This window comes from Streptomyces peucetius, from assembly GCF_025854275.1.
In the GTDB taxonomy this organism is placed as follows: Bacteria; Actinomycetota; Actinomycetes; order Streptomycetales; family Streptomycetaceae; genus Streptomyces; species Streptomyces peucetius_A.
Map to the genome: position 1 here is coordinate 1,718,942 of NZ_CP107567.1, position 14,232 is coordinate 1,733,173.

The 14,232-nt window shown below is 71.1% G+C and carries 14 protein-coding genes; 9 read left to right on the top strand and 5 right to left on the bottom strand.

Going from position 1 to position 14,232, the window contains the following annotated elements; genetic code table 11:
* The first annotated feature begins 22 nt into the window (after positions 1 to 22).
* Positions 23 to 1,291, top strand: a complete 1,269-nt coding sequence (gene tyrS, locus OGH68_RS07905; protein WP_264242616.1) for a tyrosine--tRNA ligase — start codon at positions 23 to 25, stop codon at positions 1,289 to 1,291.
* Positions 1,292 to 1,385: 94 nt separating this feature from the next.
* On the opposite strand, the gene OGH68_RS07910 is transcribed toward tyrS, so the two are convergent.
* A complete protein-coding gene (locus tag OGH68_RS07910) occupies positions 1,386 to 1,664 on the bottom strand; it encodes a GlsB/YeaQ/YmgE family stress response membrane protein (protein ID WP_264242617.1) in 279 nt (92 codons plus the stop codon).
* A gap of 227 nt (positions 1,665 to 1,891) precedes the next feature.
* Between OGH68_RS07910 and OGH68_RS07915 the strand changes: the two genes are divergently transcribed.
* Positions 1,892 to 2,266 (top strand): DUF3099 domain-containing protein, encoded by a 375-nt coding sequence (locus OGH68_RS07915; protein WP_264242618.1) that lies wholly within the window; start codon positions 1,892 to 1,894, stop codon positions 2,264 to 2,266.
* Between the two features lie 202 nt (positions 2,267 to 2,468).
* On the top strand, positions 2,469 to 2,711 hold the full coding sequence (locus OGH68_RS07920; RefSeq protein WP_264249967.1) for a hypothetical protein: 243 nt from the start codon (positions 2,469 to 2,471) through the stop codon (positions 2,709 to 2,711).
* Here OGH68_RS07920 and moaA read toward each other — a convergent pair.
* The 3 genes from moaA to OGH68_RS07935 all read right to left on the bottom strand — a co-directional run bounded on the left by moaA (position 2,694) and on the right by OGH68_RS07935 (position 5,832).
* Positions 2,694 to 3,683 (bottom strand): GTP 3',8-cyclase MoaA, encoded by a 990-nt coding sequence (gene moaA / locus OGH68_RS07925; protein ID WP_264242619.1) that lies wholly within the window; start codon positions 3,681 to 3,683, stop codon positions 2,694 to 2,696. The two genes, OGH68_RS07920 and moaA, sit on opposite strands and share 18 nt — an antisense overlap.
* A gap of 146 nt (positions 3,684 to 3,829) precedes the next feature.
* A complete protein-coding gene (locus OGH68_RS07930; protein ID WP_264242620.1) occupies positions 3,830 to 5,467 on the bottom strand; it encodes a cation acetate symporter in 1,638 nt (545 codons plus the stop codon).
* Entirely contained in the window at positions 5,464 to 5,832 is a 369-nt protein-coding gene (locus tag OGH68_RS07935) for a DUF485 domain-containing protein (protein ID WP_264242621.1), read from the bottom strand. The genes OGH68_RS07930 and OGH68_RS07935 overlap by 4 nt, the downstream gene beginning before the upstream one ends.
* A 255-nt stretch (positions 5,833 to 6,087) precedes the next feature.
* Between OGH68_RS07935 and OGH68_RS07940 the strand changes: the two genes are divergently transcribed.
* Complete coding sequence (locus OGH68_RS07940) at positions 6,088 to 7,617, top strand: S8 family peptidase (RefSeq protein WP_264242622.1); 1,530 nt, start codon at positions 6,088 to 6,090, stop codon at positions 7,615 to 7,617.
* Positions 7,618 to 7,741: 124 nt separating this feature from the next.
* Positions 7,742 to 9,181, top strand: coding sequence for a CoA transferase (locus OGH68_RS07945; protein ID WP_264242623.1), 1,440 nt, complete (start codon positions 7,742 to 7,744; stop codon positions 9,179 to 9,181).
* A 224-nt stretch (positions 9,182 to 9,405) separates the two neighbouring features.
* Here the strand turns inward: OGH68_RS07945 and OGH68_RS07950 are convergent, their stop codons facing one another.
* The gene (locus tag OGH68_RS07950; protein ID WP_264242624.1) at positions 9,406 to 10,128 is read right to left on the bottom strand and encodes a VIT family protein; all 723 of its coding nucleotides are present in this window, start codon (positions 10,126 to 10,128) and stop codon (positions 9,406 to 9,408) included.
* A gap of 109 nt (positions 10,129 to 10,237) precedes the next feature.
* Here OGH68_RS07950 and OGH68_RS07955 point away from each other — a divergent pair, with 109 nt between their 5' ends.
* The 4 genes from OGH68_RS07955 (at position 10,238) to OGH68_RS07970 (ending at position 14,229) form a co-directional block, all read left to right on the top strand.
* Complete coding sequence (locus tag OGH68_RS07955) at positions 10,238 to 11,239, top strand: DEDDh family exonuclease (protein ID WP_413470949.1); 1,002 nt, start codon at positions 10,238 to 10,240, stop codon at positions 11,237 to 11,239.
* 63 nt (positions 11,240 to 11,302) lie between these two features.
* Positions 11,303 to 11,536, top strand: coding sequence for a hypothetical protein (locus OGH68_RS07960; protein ID WP_100106509.1), 234 nt, complete (start codon positions 11,303 to 11,305; stop codon positions 11,534 to 11,536).
* A gap of 83 nt (positions 11,537 to 11,619) precedes the next feature.
* Positions 11,620 to 12,405, top strand: coding sequence for an SURF1 family protein (locus tag OGH68_RS07965; RefSeq protein ID WP_264242626.1), 786 nt, complete (start codon positions 11,620 to 11,622; stop codon positions 12,403 to 12,405).
* 30 nt (positions 12,406 to 12,435) lie between these two features.
* On the top strand, positions 12,436 to 14,229 hold the full coding sequence (locus tag OGH68_RS07970) for a glycoside hydrolase family 15 protein (RefSeq protein WP_264242627.1): 1,794 nt from the start codon (positions 12,436 to 12,438) through the stop codon (positions 14,227 to 14,229).
* The last annotated feature ends 3 nt before the right edge of the window (positions 14,230 to 14,232 follow it).

The window sequence follows — 14,232 nt, forward strand, 5'->3', positions numbered from 1 at the left end:
ATTCGAAGGAGACGCGAGACCCGTGACGGACATCGTCGACGAGCTGAAGTGGCGTGGGCTGATCGCCCAGTCCACTGACGAGGACGCATTGCGCAAGGCGCTCGCGGACGGTCCCGTCACGTTCTATTGCGGCTTCGACCCGACGGCGGCCAGCCTGCACGTCGGGCACCTGGTGCAGGTGCTGACCGTCCGCCGCCTCCAGCTGGCCGGGCACCGGCCGCTGGCGCTGGTGGGCGGGGCGACGGGCCAGATCGGTGACCCGCGGCCCACGGCGGAGCGCACGCTGAACGACCCGGAGACGGTCGCGCAGTGGGTGGCCCGGCTGCGTTCGCAGATCGAGCCTTACCTGTCCTTCGAGGGCGACAACGCCGCGGTCATGGTGAACAACCTGGACTGGACCGCCGGTATGTCCGCGATCGAGTTCCTGCGGGACATCGGCAAGCACTTCCGTGTCAACAAGATGCTCACCAAGGACTCCGTCGCCCGGCGGCTGGAGTCCGAGCAGGGCATCAGCTACACGGAGTTCAGCTACCAGTTGCTCCAGGGCATGGACTTCCTGGAGCTGTACCGGCGGTACGGCTGCACCCTGCAGCAGGGCGGCAGCGACCAGTGGGGCAACCTGACGGCGGGCCTGGACCTGATCCACCGCCTCGAGCCCGACGCCGAGGTGCACGCGGTGGCGACGCCGCTGATGACGAAGGCGGACGGCACCAAGTTCGGCAAGTCGGAGACGGGCACGCTCTGGCTGGACCCGGAGATGACCACGCCGTACGCGTTCTACCAGTTCTGGCTGAACACGGACGACAGGGACGTCTCCCGGTACCTGCGCATCCTCAGCTTCAAGAGCCGTGAGGAGCTCGAGGAGCTGGAGAAGCAGACCGCGGAGCGTCCGCAGGCGCGTGCCGCCCAGCGGGCGCTGGCCGAGGAGCTGACGACGCTGGTGCACGGCGCCGACCAGTGCGCCGCGGTGATCAACGCGTCGAAGGCGCTGTTCGGTCAGGGCGAGCTGGACGACCTGGACGAGGCGACGCTGCGCGCCGCGCTGTCAGAGCTGCCGCACGCCCGCGTCGGTGAGCTGCTGCCGGTGGTCGACCTGCTGGCCGAGGTCGGTCTGGTGCCGAGCAAGTCCGCCGCTCGTCGCACGGTGAAGGAGGGCGGCTGTTACGTGAACAACGTGAAGGTGACCGCCGAGGACGCCGTGGTGACGGGTGACGAGTTGCTGCACGGCCGCTGGCTGGTGCTGCGCCGGGGCAAGAAGAACCTGGCGGCGATCGAGGTCACGGCGGACTGATCGGTCGATCGGTCGTGGCCGATCGCCGGTCCGCCGGTCGAGAACGTGCCGAGGCCGGGTGGGGCGGGATCGCCCCACCCGGCCTCGGCACGTGTCAGGTGCGTTGGCGTTTCCCGCCGCGTACCGCGGTGTACGCCATGTCGCCCAGGAAGACGATGACGATGGCCGCCGCCAGCTGCAACGCGTGCCGGCCCCAGTCGATACCGGGTGTCGCCGCGATGCCGAATCCACGCGCCACGGCGTTGCCGATGATGGCGCCGATGATGCCGAAGATGGTGGTCAGCCAGAGGGGACTGTGCTGTTTGCCAGGAATGATCGCTTTCGCGAGCAGGCCCAGCACGAATCCCACGATGATCGCCCACAACCAGCCCATGGCTGCCTCCTTGTACGGCCTCTGCGTGAGCAGTTACGTCGCCAGTCTCGGGCCGGCGGCCGTACTGCGCATGTCGGGGAGGGCCGTACGCGTCATGGCGCATACGGGGCACGCAGACCTCGGTCCGCCCCGCTCTCGAACCCGGCGCAGGGCGGGCGTACCGTGGAAGCCGTCGGAACAGGATTGCCCGGGTACGGCCCGCGCGGGAATCGGGTGGTGGAGACGCGATGCGGAAGCACGGCGGAGCTGAGGTCTTCCGGATCACGGGGGCGCGGCAGAGTCTGGCCGACGACGTCCGCGGCAGGCAGCGCCGCTACGTGATCTCGATGTCGGTGCGGACCGTTTCCGTGGTCCTCGCGGCGGTCCTGTGGAACGTGGAGCGCCATGTGGCCGTTGTGGCGCTCGTGCTCGGCATACTGCTCCCCTACATCTCCGTCGTCATCGCCAACGCGGGGCGGGAGAACGCCCCTTCGCTGCCGTCGACGTTCGTTCCCCCGCCGGTCCGGCCCGAGATCGAGGCGGCCCCGGGGCCGGACGCGGCGGAATCCGGACCGGAGGCAGGGGCCTCTCCGGGGGGCCGTCCGGAGGCCGGACCGAGCTGACGACGGCACTGCCGGCGGGCCGCCCGAAGCTCAGGAAAACCTCAGATCAATCATGAAGTTCCGGTGCACCGCACCCTGTTACCCATGACATACTGCCTACGCGCTCCGCATCCCCCGTCGGAGCGACGGACCGACGCCGGGCAGCTCCCCCCGTGGCTGCTCGGCGTCGCCATGCTGGGACAATGATCCCGTGAATCATCCGGTGAGTGACGAGACCCCGATCTGCTCGGCCAAGGGCTGCCGTACCGACGCCGTATGGGTCCTCGCCTGGAACAACCCGAAGCTGCACACCCCGGACCGCCGCAAGACATGGCTGGCGTGCGAGGAGCATCGCGAGCACCTCTCGCAGTTCCTCGGCGTGCGCGGGTTCCTGAAGGACGTCATGACGCTGGAGCAGTGGGAGCGCGGTACGGGGACCGGGGCCGGGTCAGCCGCCGATGGCTGACATGGGCCGCTCCGGCTGAAGGAACGACGGGTCGTCGAGACCGGATCCTGCCTTCTTGCCCCACATCGCCAGCCGCCAGATGCGCGCGATCTCCTCGTCGGGCGCCTCGGAGCGCAGCGCGGCCCGCAGGTCGGTCTCCTCGGTGGCGAAGAGGCACGTGCGCACCTGGCCGTCGGCGGTGAGCCGGGTGCGGTCGCAGGCGCGGCAGAACGGGCGGGTGACGGAGGCGATCACGCCGACCCGCTGCGGCCCGCCGTCGACGAGCCACCGCTCCGCGGGCGCCGAGCCGCGCGCGGCGTCACCCTCGGGCGTGAGGCCGAAGCGGGTACGCAGCGATGCGAGGATGTCACCGGCGGTGATCATGCCGTCACGCTTCCAGCCGTGCTGGGCGTCGAGCGGCATCTGCTCGATGAAGCGCAGTTCGTAGTCGTGCTCCACGGCCCAGGCGAGGAGGTCGGGGGCCTCGTCGTCGTTCAGTCCGGGCATCAGGACCGCGTTGACCTTGACAGGGGTGAGGCCGGCGGCGCGGGCGGCTTCGAGACCGTCGAGCACGTCGTGGTGGCGGTCGCGGCGGGTGAGGGTCTTGAAGACGTCCGGCCGCAGGGTGTCCAGCGAGACATTGACCCGGTCGAGACCGGCGGCCTTCAGGGCGGCGGCGGTGCGCCTCAGGCCGATGCCGTTGGTGGTGAGGGACATCTTCGGGCGCGGCTCGAGGGCCGCGCAGCGCTCGACGATGCCGACGAGGCCGGGACGCAGCAGAGGCTCGCCGCCGGTGAAGCGGACCTCCTCGATCCCGAGGTCGGTGACGGCGATGCGGATCAGGCGGACGATTTCGTCGTCGGTGAGCAGATCGGGCTTGGCCAGCCACTGCAGGCCCTCTTCCGGCATGCAGTACGTGCACCGCAGATTGCACCGGTCGGTCAGGGAAACGCGCAGGTCAGTGGCGACTCGGCCGTAGGTGTCGATGAGCACTGCGGGCCCCTCCCTCTTCGCGGATCCGACGTGTTCGAGCCTACGCGAGAGCGCCGACAACACCAGGGCCGTTTGCCACGAGGTACGTCGCGGCCGCGGCGGAGGACCCTACGACGCGGCCGCGACGTGCGTATGTCGGTTTCCTCTCAGTGGGCGCCGATGCCGGTGAGGGACTTGACCTCGAGCTCGGCGTACTTGCCCTCGTCGGGCTTCTCCTTGGTGAGGATCGAGCCGAGCCAGCCGAGCAGGAAGCCCAGCGGGATGGAGATGAGGCCGGGGTTGGACAGCGGGAACCATGAGAAGTCGACGCCGGGGAACATCGACGACGGGCTGCCGGAGACCACCGGGGAGAACAGCACCAGGAACACCGAGGAGGCGAGGCCTCCGTAGATGGACCACAGGGCGCCCTGGGTGGTGAACCTCTTCCAGAACAGGCTGTAGAGGATCGTGGGCAGGTTGGCGGAGGCGGCGACCGCGAAGGCGAGGGCGACGAGGCCGGCCACATTGAGGTCGCGGGCGAGCGCGCCGAGGGCGATGGACACGATGCCGATGAAGACGGTCGCCCAGCGAGCGGCGCGGACCTCCTCCTTCTCCGTGGCCTGTCCCCTGCGGATGACGTTGGCGTAGATGTCGTGCGCGAACGACGACGAGGAGGCCAGTGTCAGTCCGGCGACGACGGCGAGGATCGTGGCGAAGGCGACCGCCGAGATCACGGCGAGCAGGATCGCGCCCCAGGTGGAGTCGACGCCGCCGACGTGCAGGGCGAGCAGCGGTGCGGCGGTGTTGCCGGCCGGGTTGGAGGCCTTGATCTCCGCGGGTCCGACGATGGCGGCGGCGCCGAAGCCGAGCGCGATCGTCATGAGGTAGAACGCGCCGATGATGCCGATGGCCCAGTTGACGGACTTACGGGCGGCCTGGGCCGTGGGGACGGTGTAGAAGCGGATCAGGATGTGCGGGAGTCCGGCGGTGCCCAGGACGAGGGCGATGCCGAGCGAGATGAAGTCCAGCTTGGTCATGCCGTCGACGCCGTACTTGAGGCCGGGCTCCAGGAAGGCGTCGGCGTTGCCCTTCTGAGCCGCCTCGCTCTTCGCCGCGGCCTCGCCGAGCAGGTCGGAGATGTTGAAGTTGAACTTCCACAGCACGAGGAAGGTGATCAGGAGCGTGCCCGCGATGAGCAGCACGGCCTTGACCATCTGCACCCAGGTGGTGCCCTTCATGCCGCCGATGGTCACATAGACGATCATCAGCAGACCGACGAGCGCGACGATCGCGATCTTCCCGCCGTCGCTGGTGATGCCGAGCAGCAGCGAGACGAGGATGCCCGCGCCCGCCATCTGCGCGAGCAGGTAGAAGATCGAGACGACGATGGTCGAGGCGCCTGCGGCGGTCCGGACGGGCCGCTGCCGCATCCGGTAGGCCAGGACGTCGCCCATCGTGTACCGGCCCGAGTTGCGCAGCGGCTCCGCGACGAGCAGCAGGGCGACGAGCCAGGCGACCAGGAAGCCGATCGAGTAGAGGAAGCCGTCGTAGCCGTAGAGGGCGATGGCGCCGGCGATGCCGAGGAACGAGGCGGCCGACATGTAGTCGCCGGAGATGGCGAGGCCGTTCTGGAAGCCGGTGAACTGCCGTCCGCCGGCGTAGAAGTCGGCGGCGTCCTTGGTCTGCCGGCCCGCCCAGACGGTGATGAACAGGGTCCCGATGACGAAGGCCGCGAAGAGCGAGATGATCAGCGGCCGGTGCTCGGTGGTGGCGTTCGACGCCGCGAGGTGCAGGACGGGGCTCATACGTCGGCCTCCATACGGGACTTGATCGCCTCGGCCTTGGGGTCGAGCTTCGCCGCGGCGTGCCGTGAGTAGAACCAGGCGATGAGGAAGGTGGTGGCGAACTGGGCGAGCCCGAAGACGAGGGCCACGTTGATGTTGCCGAAGAGCTTCGCGCCCATGAAGCCGCCGGCGTAGTTGGAGAGCAGTACGTAGAGCAGGTACCAGGCGCTGAACGCGATGGTCAGCGGGAAGGCGAAGGAACGGTAAGTGCGGCGCAGTTCGCCGAATTCCGTACTCTGCTGCACCCGCGTGAACGACTGCGTGGTGGGCTGGGCGGGACCGGCGGCCTTGGCGGGCTCGGGCGGCGGCGGTGCATCGGTGGTCACGGAATCTCCTCGCGACGCGGGTGCGGTGGTGATGGACTCGGGGATGTCGCTGGCAGGGGCGGTTCGACGTTGCTCCACTCCCTGACAACGTCACGGCGCGCGCCGCGAACCGGTTCACCTTCGGCCTTTTTCTTCCGCACTTCCTTCGCGAACTCATTGAAGTGGGGCCTTGATCAGCGATAGTTTCGCTCGTCATGTACCCGCCCATTCGCACAGGGGTGTCTGGGCGGTTGTCACGGATGATGTGGAGAACCCATGGCTCATCTGGGATCCAGACGGCGTCGCGCACTCGCGCTGCCCGCCGGTCTGGCGCTCACGGCCTCGCTCGGCTTCCTGCCCGCGGGGGCCGCTACGGCGGCGCCGGTCGACGACGTACCCGCGGTGGTCCAGGCGGACGGACCGAAGCTCAGTTACGTCGTGAACGTGAAGGGCGGACACGGCACCGCCAAGTCGGTCAAGAAGGCCATAGCCAAGGCCGGCGGAACGGTGGTGATCGCCTACGACCAGATAGGTGTCATCGTCGTCCACTCGCAGAACCCGGACTTCGCCACCACGATCCGTGGTGTGCGGGGTGTGCAGTCCGCCGGTGCGACCCGTACCGCGCCGCTGGCGCCCTCGGCCGACATGGCCATCGAGTCGGAGCGGCCGCTCAGCGCCGCGGAGGCCAAGGCGTCCGCAGCCGTGGCGGACACGGGCCAGGACCCGCTGGAGCCCCTGCAGTTGGACCTGCCGGCCATCAAGGCCGACCAGGCCCACAAGAAGACGCTCGGCAGCGACAAGGTCACCGTCGCCGTCATCGACACGGGTGTCGACGACACCCACCCGGACCTCGCGCCGAACTTCGACCGTGACGCGTCCGTCAGCTGCGTGGGCGGCGTGCCGAACACGGCCGACGGTGCCTGGCGTCCGGGCCCGACCGAGTCCGACCACGGCACCCACGTCGCGGGCACGATCGCCGCGGCCAAGAACGGTGTCGGCGTCACCGGTGTCGCGCCGGGTGTGAAGGTCTCCGGCATCAAGGTCTCGCAGCCGGACGGCTTCTTCTACACCGAGGCCGTCGTCTGCGGCTTCGTCTGGGCCGCCGAGCACGGTGTCGACGTGACCAACAACAGCTACTACACGGACCCGTGGCTGTTCAACTGCAAGAACGACGCGGACCAGAAGGCGCTCGTCGAGGCCGTCTCCCGCGCCACCCGCTACGCCGAGGGCAAGGGCGCGGTCAACGTCGCCGCGGCCGGCAACTCCCGTATGGACCTGGCGGCGGACGAGCTCACCGACACCTCGAGCCCCAACGACACCACCCCGGGCGAGCGGGTCATCAACCCGCGCGAGTGCCTCGACATCCCGACGCAGATCTCGGGCGTCGTCACGGTGTCCGCGCTGGGTGCGAAGGGCCTGAAGGCCTCGTACTCCAACTACGGTCACGGTGTGGTCGACATCTCCGCGCCCGGCGGAGACGCGACGCGCTACCAGATGCCGGACGCCCCGGCCGTGGACGGCCGGATCCTGTCGACGGTCCCCGGCGGCTACGGCTACAAGGCCGGTACGTCGATGGCCTCCCCGCACGTCGCCGGTGTGGCCGCGCTGATCAAGTCGACCCACCCGTACGCGTCGCCGGCTCTGGTCAAGGGCCTGCTGTACGCGCAGGCGGACGACACCGCATGCACCAATCCGTACGACATCAACGGTGACGGCACCGTCGACGCGGTCTGCGAGGGCGGCGAGAGCAAGAACGGCTTCTACGGCCAGGGTGTCACGGACGCCCTGGACGCGGTCCGCTGGTAACAGCCTCCCGCTGGTAGCTGCTTCAGGCCGCTGACGGCCTCCCGGCAGCCCTTCACGAACGGGCCCGGTGCGCGATCCGCACCGGGCCCGTCTTCGTCGTGGCAGCCAGTGCGATAGTGCCTGTATGACCCACCCGTCCTCGAAGCCCCCCGCGAACGCCCGCGCGAAAACCCCCGCGCACTCCCCCGCCGACGGCACCGCCCAGGCATGGGAGGCACTGGGCGGCGACCCCGCGCTGCTCGACCGTGTCACCTACCGGAGCGGCGGCGCACTGCCCGCCCGGCTGCCGGTCATGGAACTGTCGCGTGCCACGGTCGCCGTCTGCTCGCTCGCCGCCGCCGAGCTCGCCGCGCGCCGGGGCGACGGCGCCGTCCCCTCCGTACGGGTCGACGACGGGGCGGTGACGACGGCGTTCCGCAGCGACCGGCTGGTACGGGTGGACGGCGTGGCACCGGCCACGTTCGCACCGCTGTCCCGGTTCTGGCGCACCGCGGACGGCTGGGTGCGTACGCACGCCAACTACCCCCACCACCGGGCACGGTTGCTCACGGCGCTGTCCCTGCCGCCGGACGCCGGGGTGGAGGCCGCCGAGGAGGCGATCGCCGCGCGCCGCGCGCTGGACGTGGAGGAGAGCGTGTACGCGGCGGGCGGCCTGGCCGTCGCCGTGCGCGACCGTGCCGCATGGGCGCGGCACCCGCAGGGCACGGCCGCCGCCGGACACCCGCTGCTGCGCGTGGAGCGGCTCGGCGACGCCTGCCCGCCCCGCAGGACGGACGGTCCGGCGTCGCTGCCCTGTGCGGGACTGCGCGTACTGGACCTGACCCGGGTGCTGGCCGGTCCGGTCGCCACGCGGACGCTCGCGCTGCTGGGCGCCGACGTACTGCGGGTCGACGCACCGCACCTGCCGGAGAGCCAGGACGCCCACAACGACACCGGCTCGGGCAAGCGGTCCACCCTGCTCGACCTGGCTGGCGCCGCCGACCGGGTCACGTTCGGCGAACTGCTGGCCCTGGCGGACGTGGTGGTGACCGGCTACCGCCCGGGCGCCCTCGACCGTTTCGGGCTCTCTCCCGAGGCGCTGGCCGAGCGCCGTCCCGGCCTGGTCGTGGCCCGGCTCTCGGCCTGGGGGCGGTACGGGCCGTGGTCCGGGCGGCGCGGCTTCGACAGCTTGGTCCAGGCGGCGACGGGCATCGCCACGACCGAGGGCGAGGACGGCCGCCCGGGTGCGCTGCCCGTCCAGGCGCTCGACCACGGCACGGGGTACCTGATCGCCGCCGGGGTGCTGCGCGCCCTGACCGGACAGCACGAGTCGGGGGGAACCCGGCTGGTGGAGGCGGCCCTCACACAGACGGCGGCCTGGCTGACCGGGCGCCTGGCGCAGGAACCGGAAACGGTGGCGGCGGCGTACGACGCCGAGCGGTGGCTCACCGAGCGCGACAGCCCCGTGGGCCGGCTGCGCCACGCCCTGCCGGCGGTGGGCTACGAGGGAGGGCCGGCCGACTGGGCGCACCCGGCGGGGCTGTGGGGGACGGACGCGCCGCAGTGGGCGGACGGACCGGCCTGACGTGGATCCGGGAGTGCGAACTGCCGCACGGTGACGCCGTGCGGCAGTTCGCCCCCTCCCTGGAGCTCTCGTAGTGCTCACCGTCCGGGGCGCCGTTCGGCATCGTCCGCTCGCCGCGATGCCCGGCCTGAAGGTCGCGTTCACCGACGACGCCTCGGTCATCGGCACGGACCGCTTCCCGCCGGACCGCATCGAGGTGAAGCACGTCAGGACCTGACTCGGCCTCACACTCCCGCCGCGCCCAGCGCCGACCCGGCCGCGTACGTCACCGCCATGGCGAGCGCCCCGCCGGACACGTTGCGCAGGACGGCGGGTTTCACCGGGGCCGCGCCCAGCCGGGCGCTCCACCAGCCGGTCAGCGCGAGCGCGACGAGGACGGAGACGACGGTGACGTACAGACGGGCCGGCGCCGGCGGCAGCACGATCGCCAGCAGCGGCAGCAGCGCGCCGGCCGTGAACGCGAGGAAGCTTGCGCCCGCCGCCTGCCACGGGCGGGTCGGCTCGTCGGGATCGATGCCGAGTTCCACGCGCGCGTGCGCGCGCAGCGCGTCCCGTTCCGTGAGCTGGACGGCGGCCTCCCTGGCCACCTCCTCCGACAGACCGCGGCCCGCCAGCATCCGGGTCAGCTCGTCCAGTTCGGCCTCCGGCTGTTCGCTCAGCTCACGCTTCTCCACCGCCAGAGCGGCCTTCTCGGAGTCGCGCTGGGTGGAGACGGAGACGTACTCACCGGCCGCCATCGACATCGAACCGGCGAGCAGTCCGGCCAGCCCGGCGGTGAGCAGCGCGCCCCGGGAGTCCGTCGCACCGGCCACGCCGACGACGATGCCCGCGGTGGAGACGATTCCGTCGTTCGCTCCGAGGACGGCGGCGCGCAGCCAGTTGAGACGGGTGCCGAGACCCTCGGCGTGAGGTTCGTCGGGCATCTGGCCGCCCGTTGTTTCACTCATCCGGGGAGCCTTTCACGCAGGGAAGTTGGGCGCGGCGTGCCACGCCCCGTGCGCCGGCGGGCCGGGGGCGGGCGGGGGCTGTCGGTGCCGGGCCGTATTCTCTGTGACCATGCTCGACGACCGTACGACCGCAGCACCGACGTGGCCGGCCGCGTACCCGCAGAGGTACGCGGTCGTCGACGTGGAGACCACCGGACTCGCCCGGGACGACCGGATAGTGTCGGCTGCCGTCTACCACCTCGACATGCACGGCAACGTCGAGGACCACTGGTACACGCTCGTCAACCCGGAGCGCGACCCGGGACCCGTGCGGATCCACGGACTGACGAGCGATGTGCTGGAGGGCGCGCCGCTGTTCGGCGACATCGCCGCCAAGCTGTCCGAGCGGCTCGACGGCCGGGTACTGGTCGCGCACAACGCCGCGTTCGACTGGTCAATGATCGCCAGGGAGTACGCGCGGACGCGCGGCGCGGCACCGACCCGGCAGCGGCTGTGCACCATCGCGCTCGCCAAGGAACTGCGGCTGCCGCTGCCCAACCACAAGCTCGAGTCGCTCGCCGCGCACTACGGCGTGGTGCAGCAGCGGGCGCACCACGCGCTGGACGACGCCCGCGTGCTCGCGGAGGCGTTCCGGCCCAGCCTGCACACCGCGGCCCGCGACGGAGTGCGGCTGCCGCTGCTGGAGTGCCGGCCGCTGACGGAGTGGTCGGACGCCCCCGCCACCCCGCGCGTCGGCTACCAGCCGTCGTACGGCCACAGCAGCTGGCGCCCGTCGCGCAAGCGCCCGCCGTGCCCGTTCCCCAACCCGGGGCGGTACGAGCCGGGTGGGCAGCTCCTGCAGGGGATGCGGGTCGCCTTCTCCGGGGACACGTCGGTGGAGCGCGAGTTGCTCGAGGACCGGGCGATCGAAGCGGGGCTGCACGTCGCGACGAGCGTGTCCCGGCTGACGAGCCTGCTGGTGACCAACGACCCCGGAGCGTCGACGTCCAAGACAGTGAAGGCGGCGTCGTACGACACGCCCGTCGTCGACGAGGGCGCCTTCACCCAGCTGCTGCGGGACGTGGCCCCCGCAGCCGGCCCGTCGTCCGGAGGGGCACCCGCATCGGAGTGAACCCGGCGCGACTCGCCCGCCCTCCGCTCGCCCGGGGCGCCGAAGCGTTTCACCCTGTGGCGCATGGCACGTTGTGAGGTTTGCGGAAACGACTACGGCATGTCGTTCGAGGTGCACGCGCAGGGCGCGGTGCACGTCTTCGACTGCTTCTCCTGCGCCATCCACCGCATGGCGCCCATCTGTGAGCACTGCCGGGTGCAGATCATCGGCCAGGGCGTCGAGGTCGAGGGCCACTGGTACTGCGGCGCCCACTGCGCCCGCGCCGAAGGGAGGGCCGGGATCGTCGACCGGGTGTGACCTGCGCCCGGACCGGGCGACGGGCTGTCCCGGGCGGGGACCCACCGTCCGGGGTCCGGCGCGGAGCAGGTACCTTCGAAGCCGTGTACCGCTTCCTGTTGTCCCGGCAGTGGGTGATTCTCACCCTCATCGGCCTCGTTCTCATTCCCACGATGATCGAGCTGGGCTTCTGGCAGCTGCACCGGCACGAGCGCAGGGTCGCGCAGAACGCGGTCATCGCGCGGAACCTCGAGGCGAAGCCGGTGCCGGTGGGTGAACTCACCTCCCCGGGGCACACCGTCCCACGCTCCGACTACTGGCGGCAGATCACCGCGACCGGCACCTTCGACACCGCCCACGAAGTGGTCGTACGCCGCCGTACCAACGCCGACGACCGCGTCGGCTTCCACGTACTGACACCGCTGGTCCTGGCCGACGGCCGCGCCGTCCTCGTCAACCGCGGCTGGGTCCCCGCGGCGGCCGACCAGAAGGCGTTCCCCGAGGTGCCGCCCGCGCCCGAGGGCACCGTCACCGTCACCGGCAGGCTCAAGGCCGACGAGACGACCGGCACCAGCGGCATCAAGGACCTGAAGGGTCTGCCGCCCCGCCAGGTGATGCTGATCAACAGCGAACAGCAGGCCCGGCTGCTGGACCGGCAGGTGCTCGGCGGCTACCTCGAGCTGTCGGCGCCGGAGCCCGCGGACGGCAGCCCGGAGATGATCCCGGAACCGGACCACGACTCCATCGGCGCGCACATGGCGTACGCCGTCCAGTGGTGGCTGTTCGCCGCGGGGGTGCCCGTCGGGTGGGTGATTCTGGTACGCCGGGAGAGGCGCGACCGCGCGGCGGCACACGAGAGCACCCCCGAGCCGTCCCCGGCGGCTGCTTAGCCCTCTCTCCGGGCGGGAACACGCCAGAGCGTGACCCAACGCACGCAACGCATCGAGGACTACGCCCTCATCGGCGACCTGCAGGCCGCCGCTCTCGTCGGCAGGGACGGCTCCGTCGACTGGCTGTGCCTGCCCAGGTTCGACTCCGCGGCCTGTTTCGCCTCTCTCCTCGGCAACGAGGAGAACGGCCACTGGCGGATCGCGCCCGAGGGCGCGGGCGCCTGCACCCGCCGGCGCTACGTCGGCGCGTCGCTGGTGCTCGAATCGGTGTGGGAGACACACACCGGGACGGTCCGGGTCCTCGACTTCATGCCGCAACGGGACGAGGCGCCGGACGTCGTCCGCATCGTCGAGGGCCTCAGCGGCACCGTCGACATGCGCGGCACCCTGCGGCTGCGCTTCGACTACGGCTCCGTGGTGCCCTGGGTGCGGCGCGCCGACGGGCACCGGATCGCGATCGCGGGACCCGACTCCGTGTGGCTGCGCAGCGAACCCCCGGTCAAGACATGGGGGCAGCAATACAGCACCTGCTCGTCGTTCACCGTCGGCGAGGGCGACCAAGTGGCGTTCGTCCTCACCTGGCATCCCTCGCACAAGCCGCGGCCCGATCTCGTCGACCCGTACGAGGCGCTGAAGCACTGCCTGCAGGACTGGGAGACATGGTCGTCGAAGTGCCGGTACCAAGGCCCCTACCGCGACGCCGTCCTGCGGTCCCTGATCACCCTCAAGGCGCTGACGTACGCCCCCACCGGCGGCATCGTCGCCGCGCCCACCACCTCGCTGCCCGAAGACATCGGCGGCGTGCGGAACTGGGACTACCGCTTCTGCTGGCTGCGTGACTCCACCCTCACGCTCAGCGCCCTGGTGTCCGCCGGCTACCTCGACGAGGCCGCGGCCTGGCGGGACTGGCTGCTGCGCGCCGTCGCCGGCAACCCGGCCGACCTGCAGATCATGTACGGACTCGCGGGCGAACGGCGCCTGGCCGAAATGGAACTGAGCTGGCTCGGCGGCTACGCCGACTCGGTCCCGGTCCGCGTCGGCAACGGCGCCGCGGAGCAGCTCCAGCTCGACGTGTACGGCGAGGTCATCGACTCCCTCTTCCTCGCCCGGCAGGCGGGGCTCGCGCCCGAACGGCACGCCTGGAACATCCAGCTCAGCCTGCTGGGCTTCCTCGAGGCCAAGTGGCGCGAACCGGACGAGGGCCTGTGGGAGGTCCGCGGCCCCCGCCGCCACTTCGTGCACTCCAAGGTCATGGCCTGGGTCGCGGCGGACCGGGCCGTACGCACCCTGGAGTCCGACCCGACGCTGCGCGGCGACGTGGGACGCTGGCGGGCGATGCGGGAAGCCGTGCACCGCGACGTGTGCGAGAAGGGCTTCGATCCGGTGCGGGGCACCTTCACCCAGTCGTACGGCTCCGCGGAGCTCGACGCCGCCGTCCTGCTCATCCCCCGCGTCGGATTCCTGCCGCCCGACGACCCGCGAGTGGTCGGCACCGTCGACGCGATCCGGCGGGAACTCGGCAGCGGACCGCTCGTGCGCCGCTACACCCCGGACGCCAACCATGTCGACGGGCTGCCGGGCCGCGAGGGCACGTTCCTCGTCTGCTCCTTCTGGCTGGCCGACGCACTGCGGATGACCGGCCGGGAGACCGAGGCGCGCGATCTGTTCGAGCGGCTGCTGGCCATCCGCAACGACGTGGGCCTCCTCGCCGAGGAGTACGACCCCTCGACCGGCCGGCACCTCGGGAACTTCCCCCAGGCGTTCAGCCACATCGGCCTGGTCACCACGGCCCTCGCGCTCACCGGGCAGGAAACGGCAGGATAGCGC

Excerpts from the sequence above, each read along its gene's own strand:
- OGH68_RS07910 (WP_264242617.1), bottom strand. The coding sequence starts at position 1,664 with ATGGGCTGGTTGTGGGCGATCATCGTGGGATTCGTGCTGGGCCTGCTC.
- OGH68_RS07915 (WP_264242618.1), top strand. The coding sequence starts at position 1,892 with ATGCGGAAGCACGGCGGAGCTGAGGTCTTCCGGATCACGGGGGCGCGG.
- OGH68_RS07960 (WP_100106509.1), top strand. The coding sequence starts at position 11,303 with ATGGCACGTTGTGAGGTTTGCGGAAACGACTACGGCATGTCGTTCGAG.
- OGH68_RS07930 (WP_264242620.1), bottom strand. The coding sequence starts at position 5,467 with ATGAGCCCCGTCCTGCACCTCGCGGCGTCGAACGCCACCACCGAGCAC.
- OGH68_RS07945 (WP_264242623.1), top strand. The coding sequence starts at position 7,742 with ATGACCCACCCGTCCTCGAAGCCCCCCGCGAACGCCCGCGCGAAAACC.
- OGH68_RS07955 (WP_413470949.1), top strand. The coding sequence starts at position 10,238 with ATGCTCGACGACCGTACGACCGCAGCACCGACGTGGCCGGCCGCGTAC.
- OGH68_RS07950 (WP_264242624.1), bottom strand. The coding sequence starts at position 10,128 with ATGAGTGAAACAACGGGCGGCCAGATGCCCGACGAACCTCACGCCGAG.
- OGH68_RS07940 (WP_264242622.1), top strand. The coding sequence starts at position 6,088 with ATGGCTCATCTGGGATCCAGACGGCGTCGCGCACTCGCGCTGCCCGCC.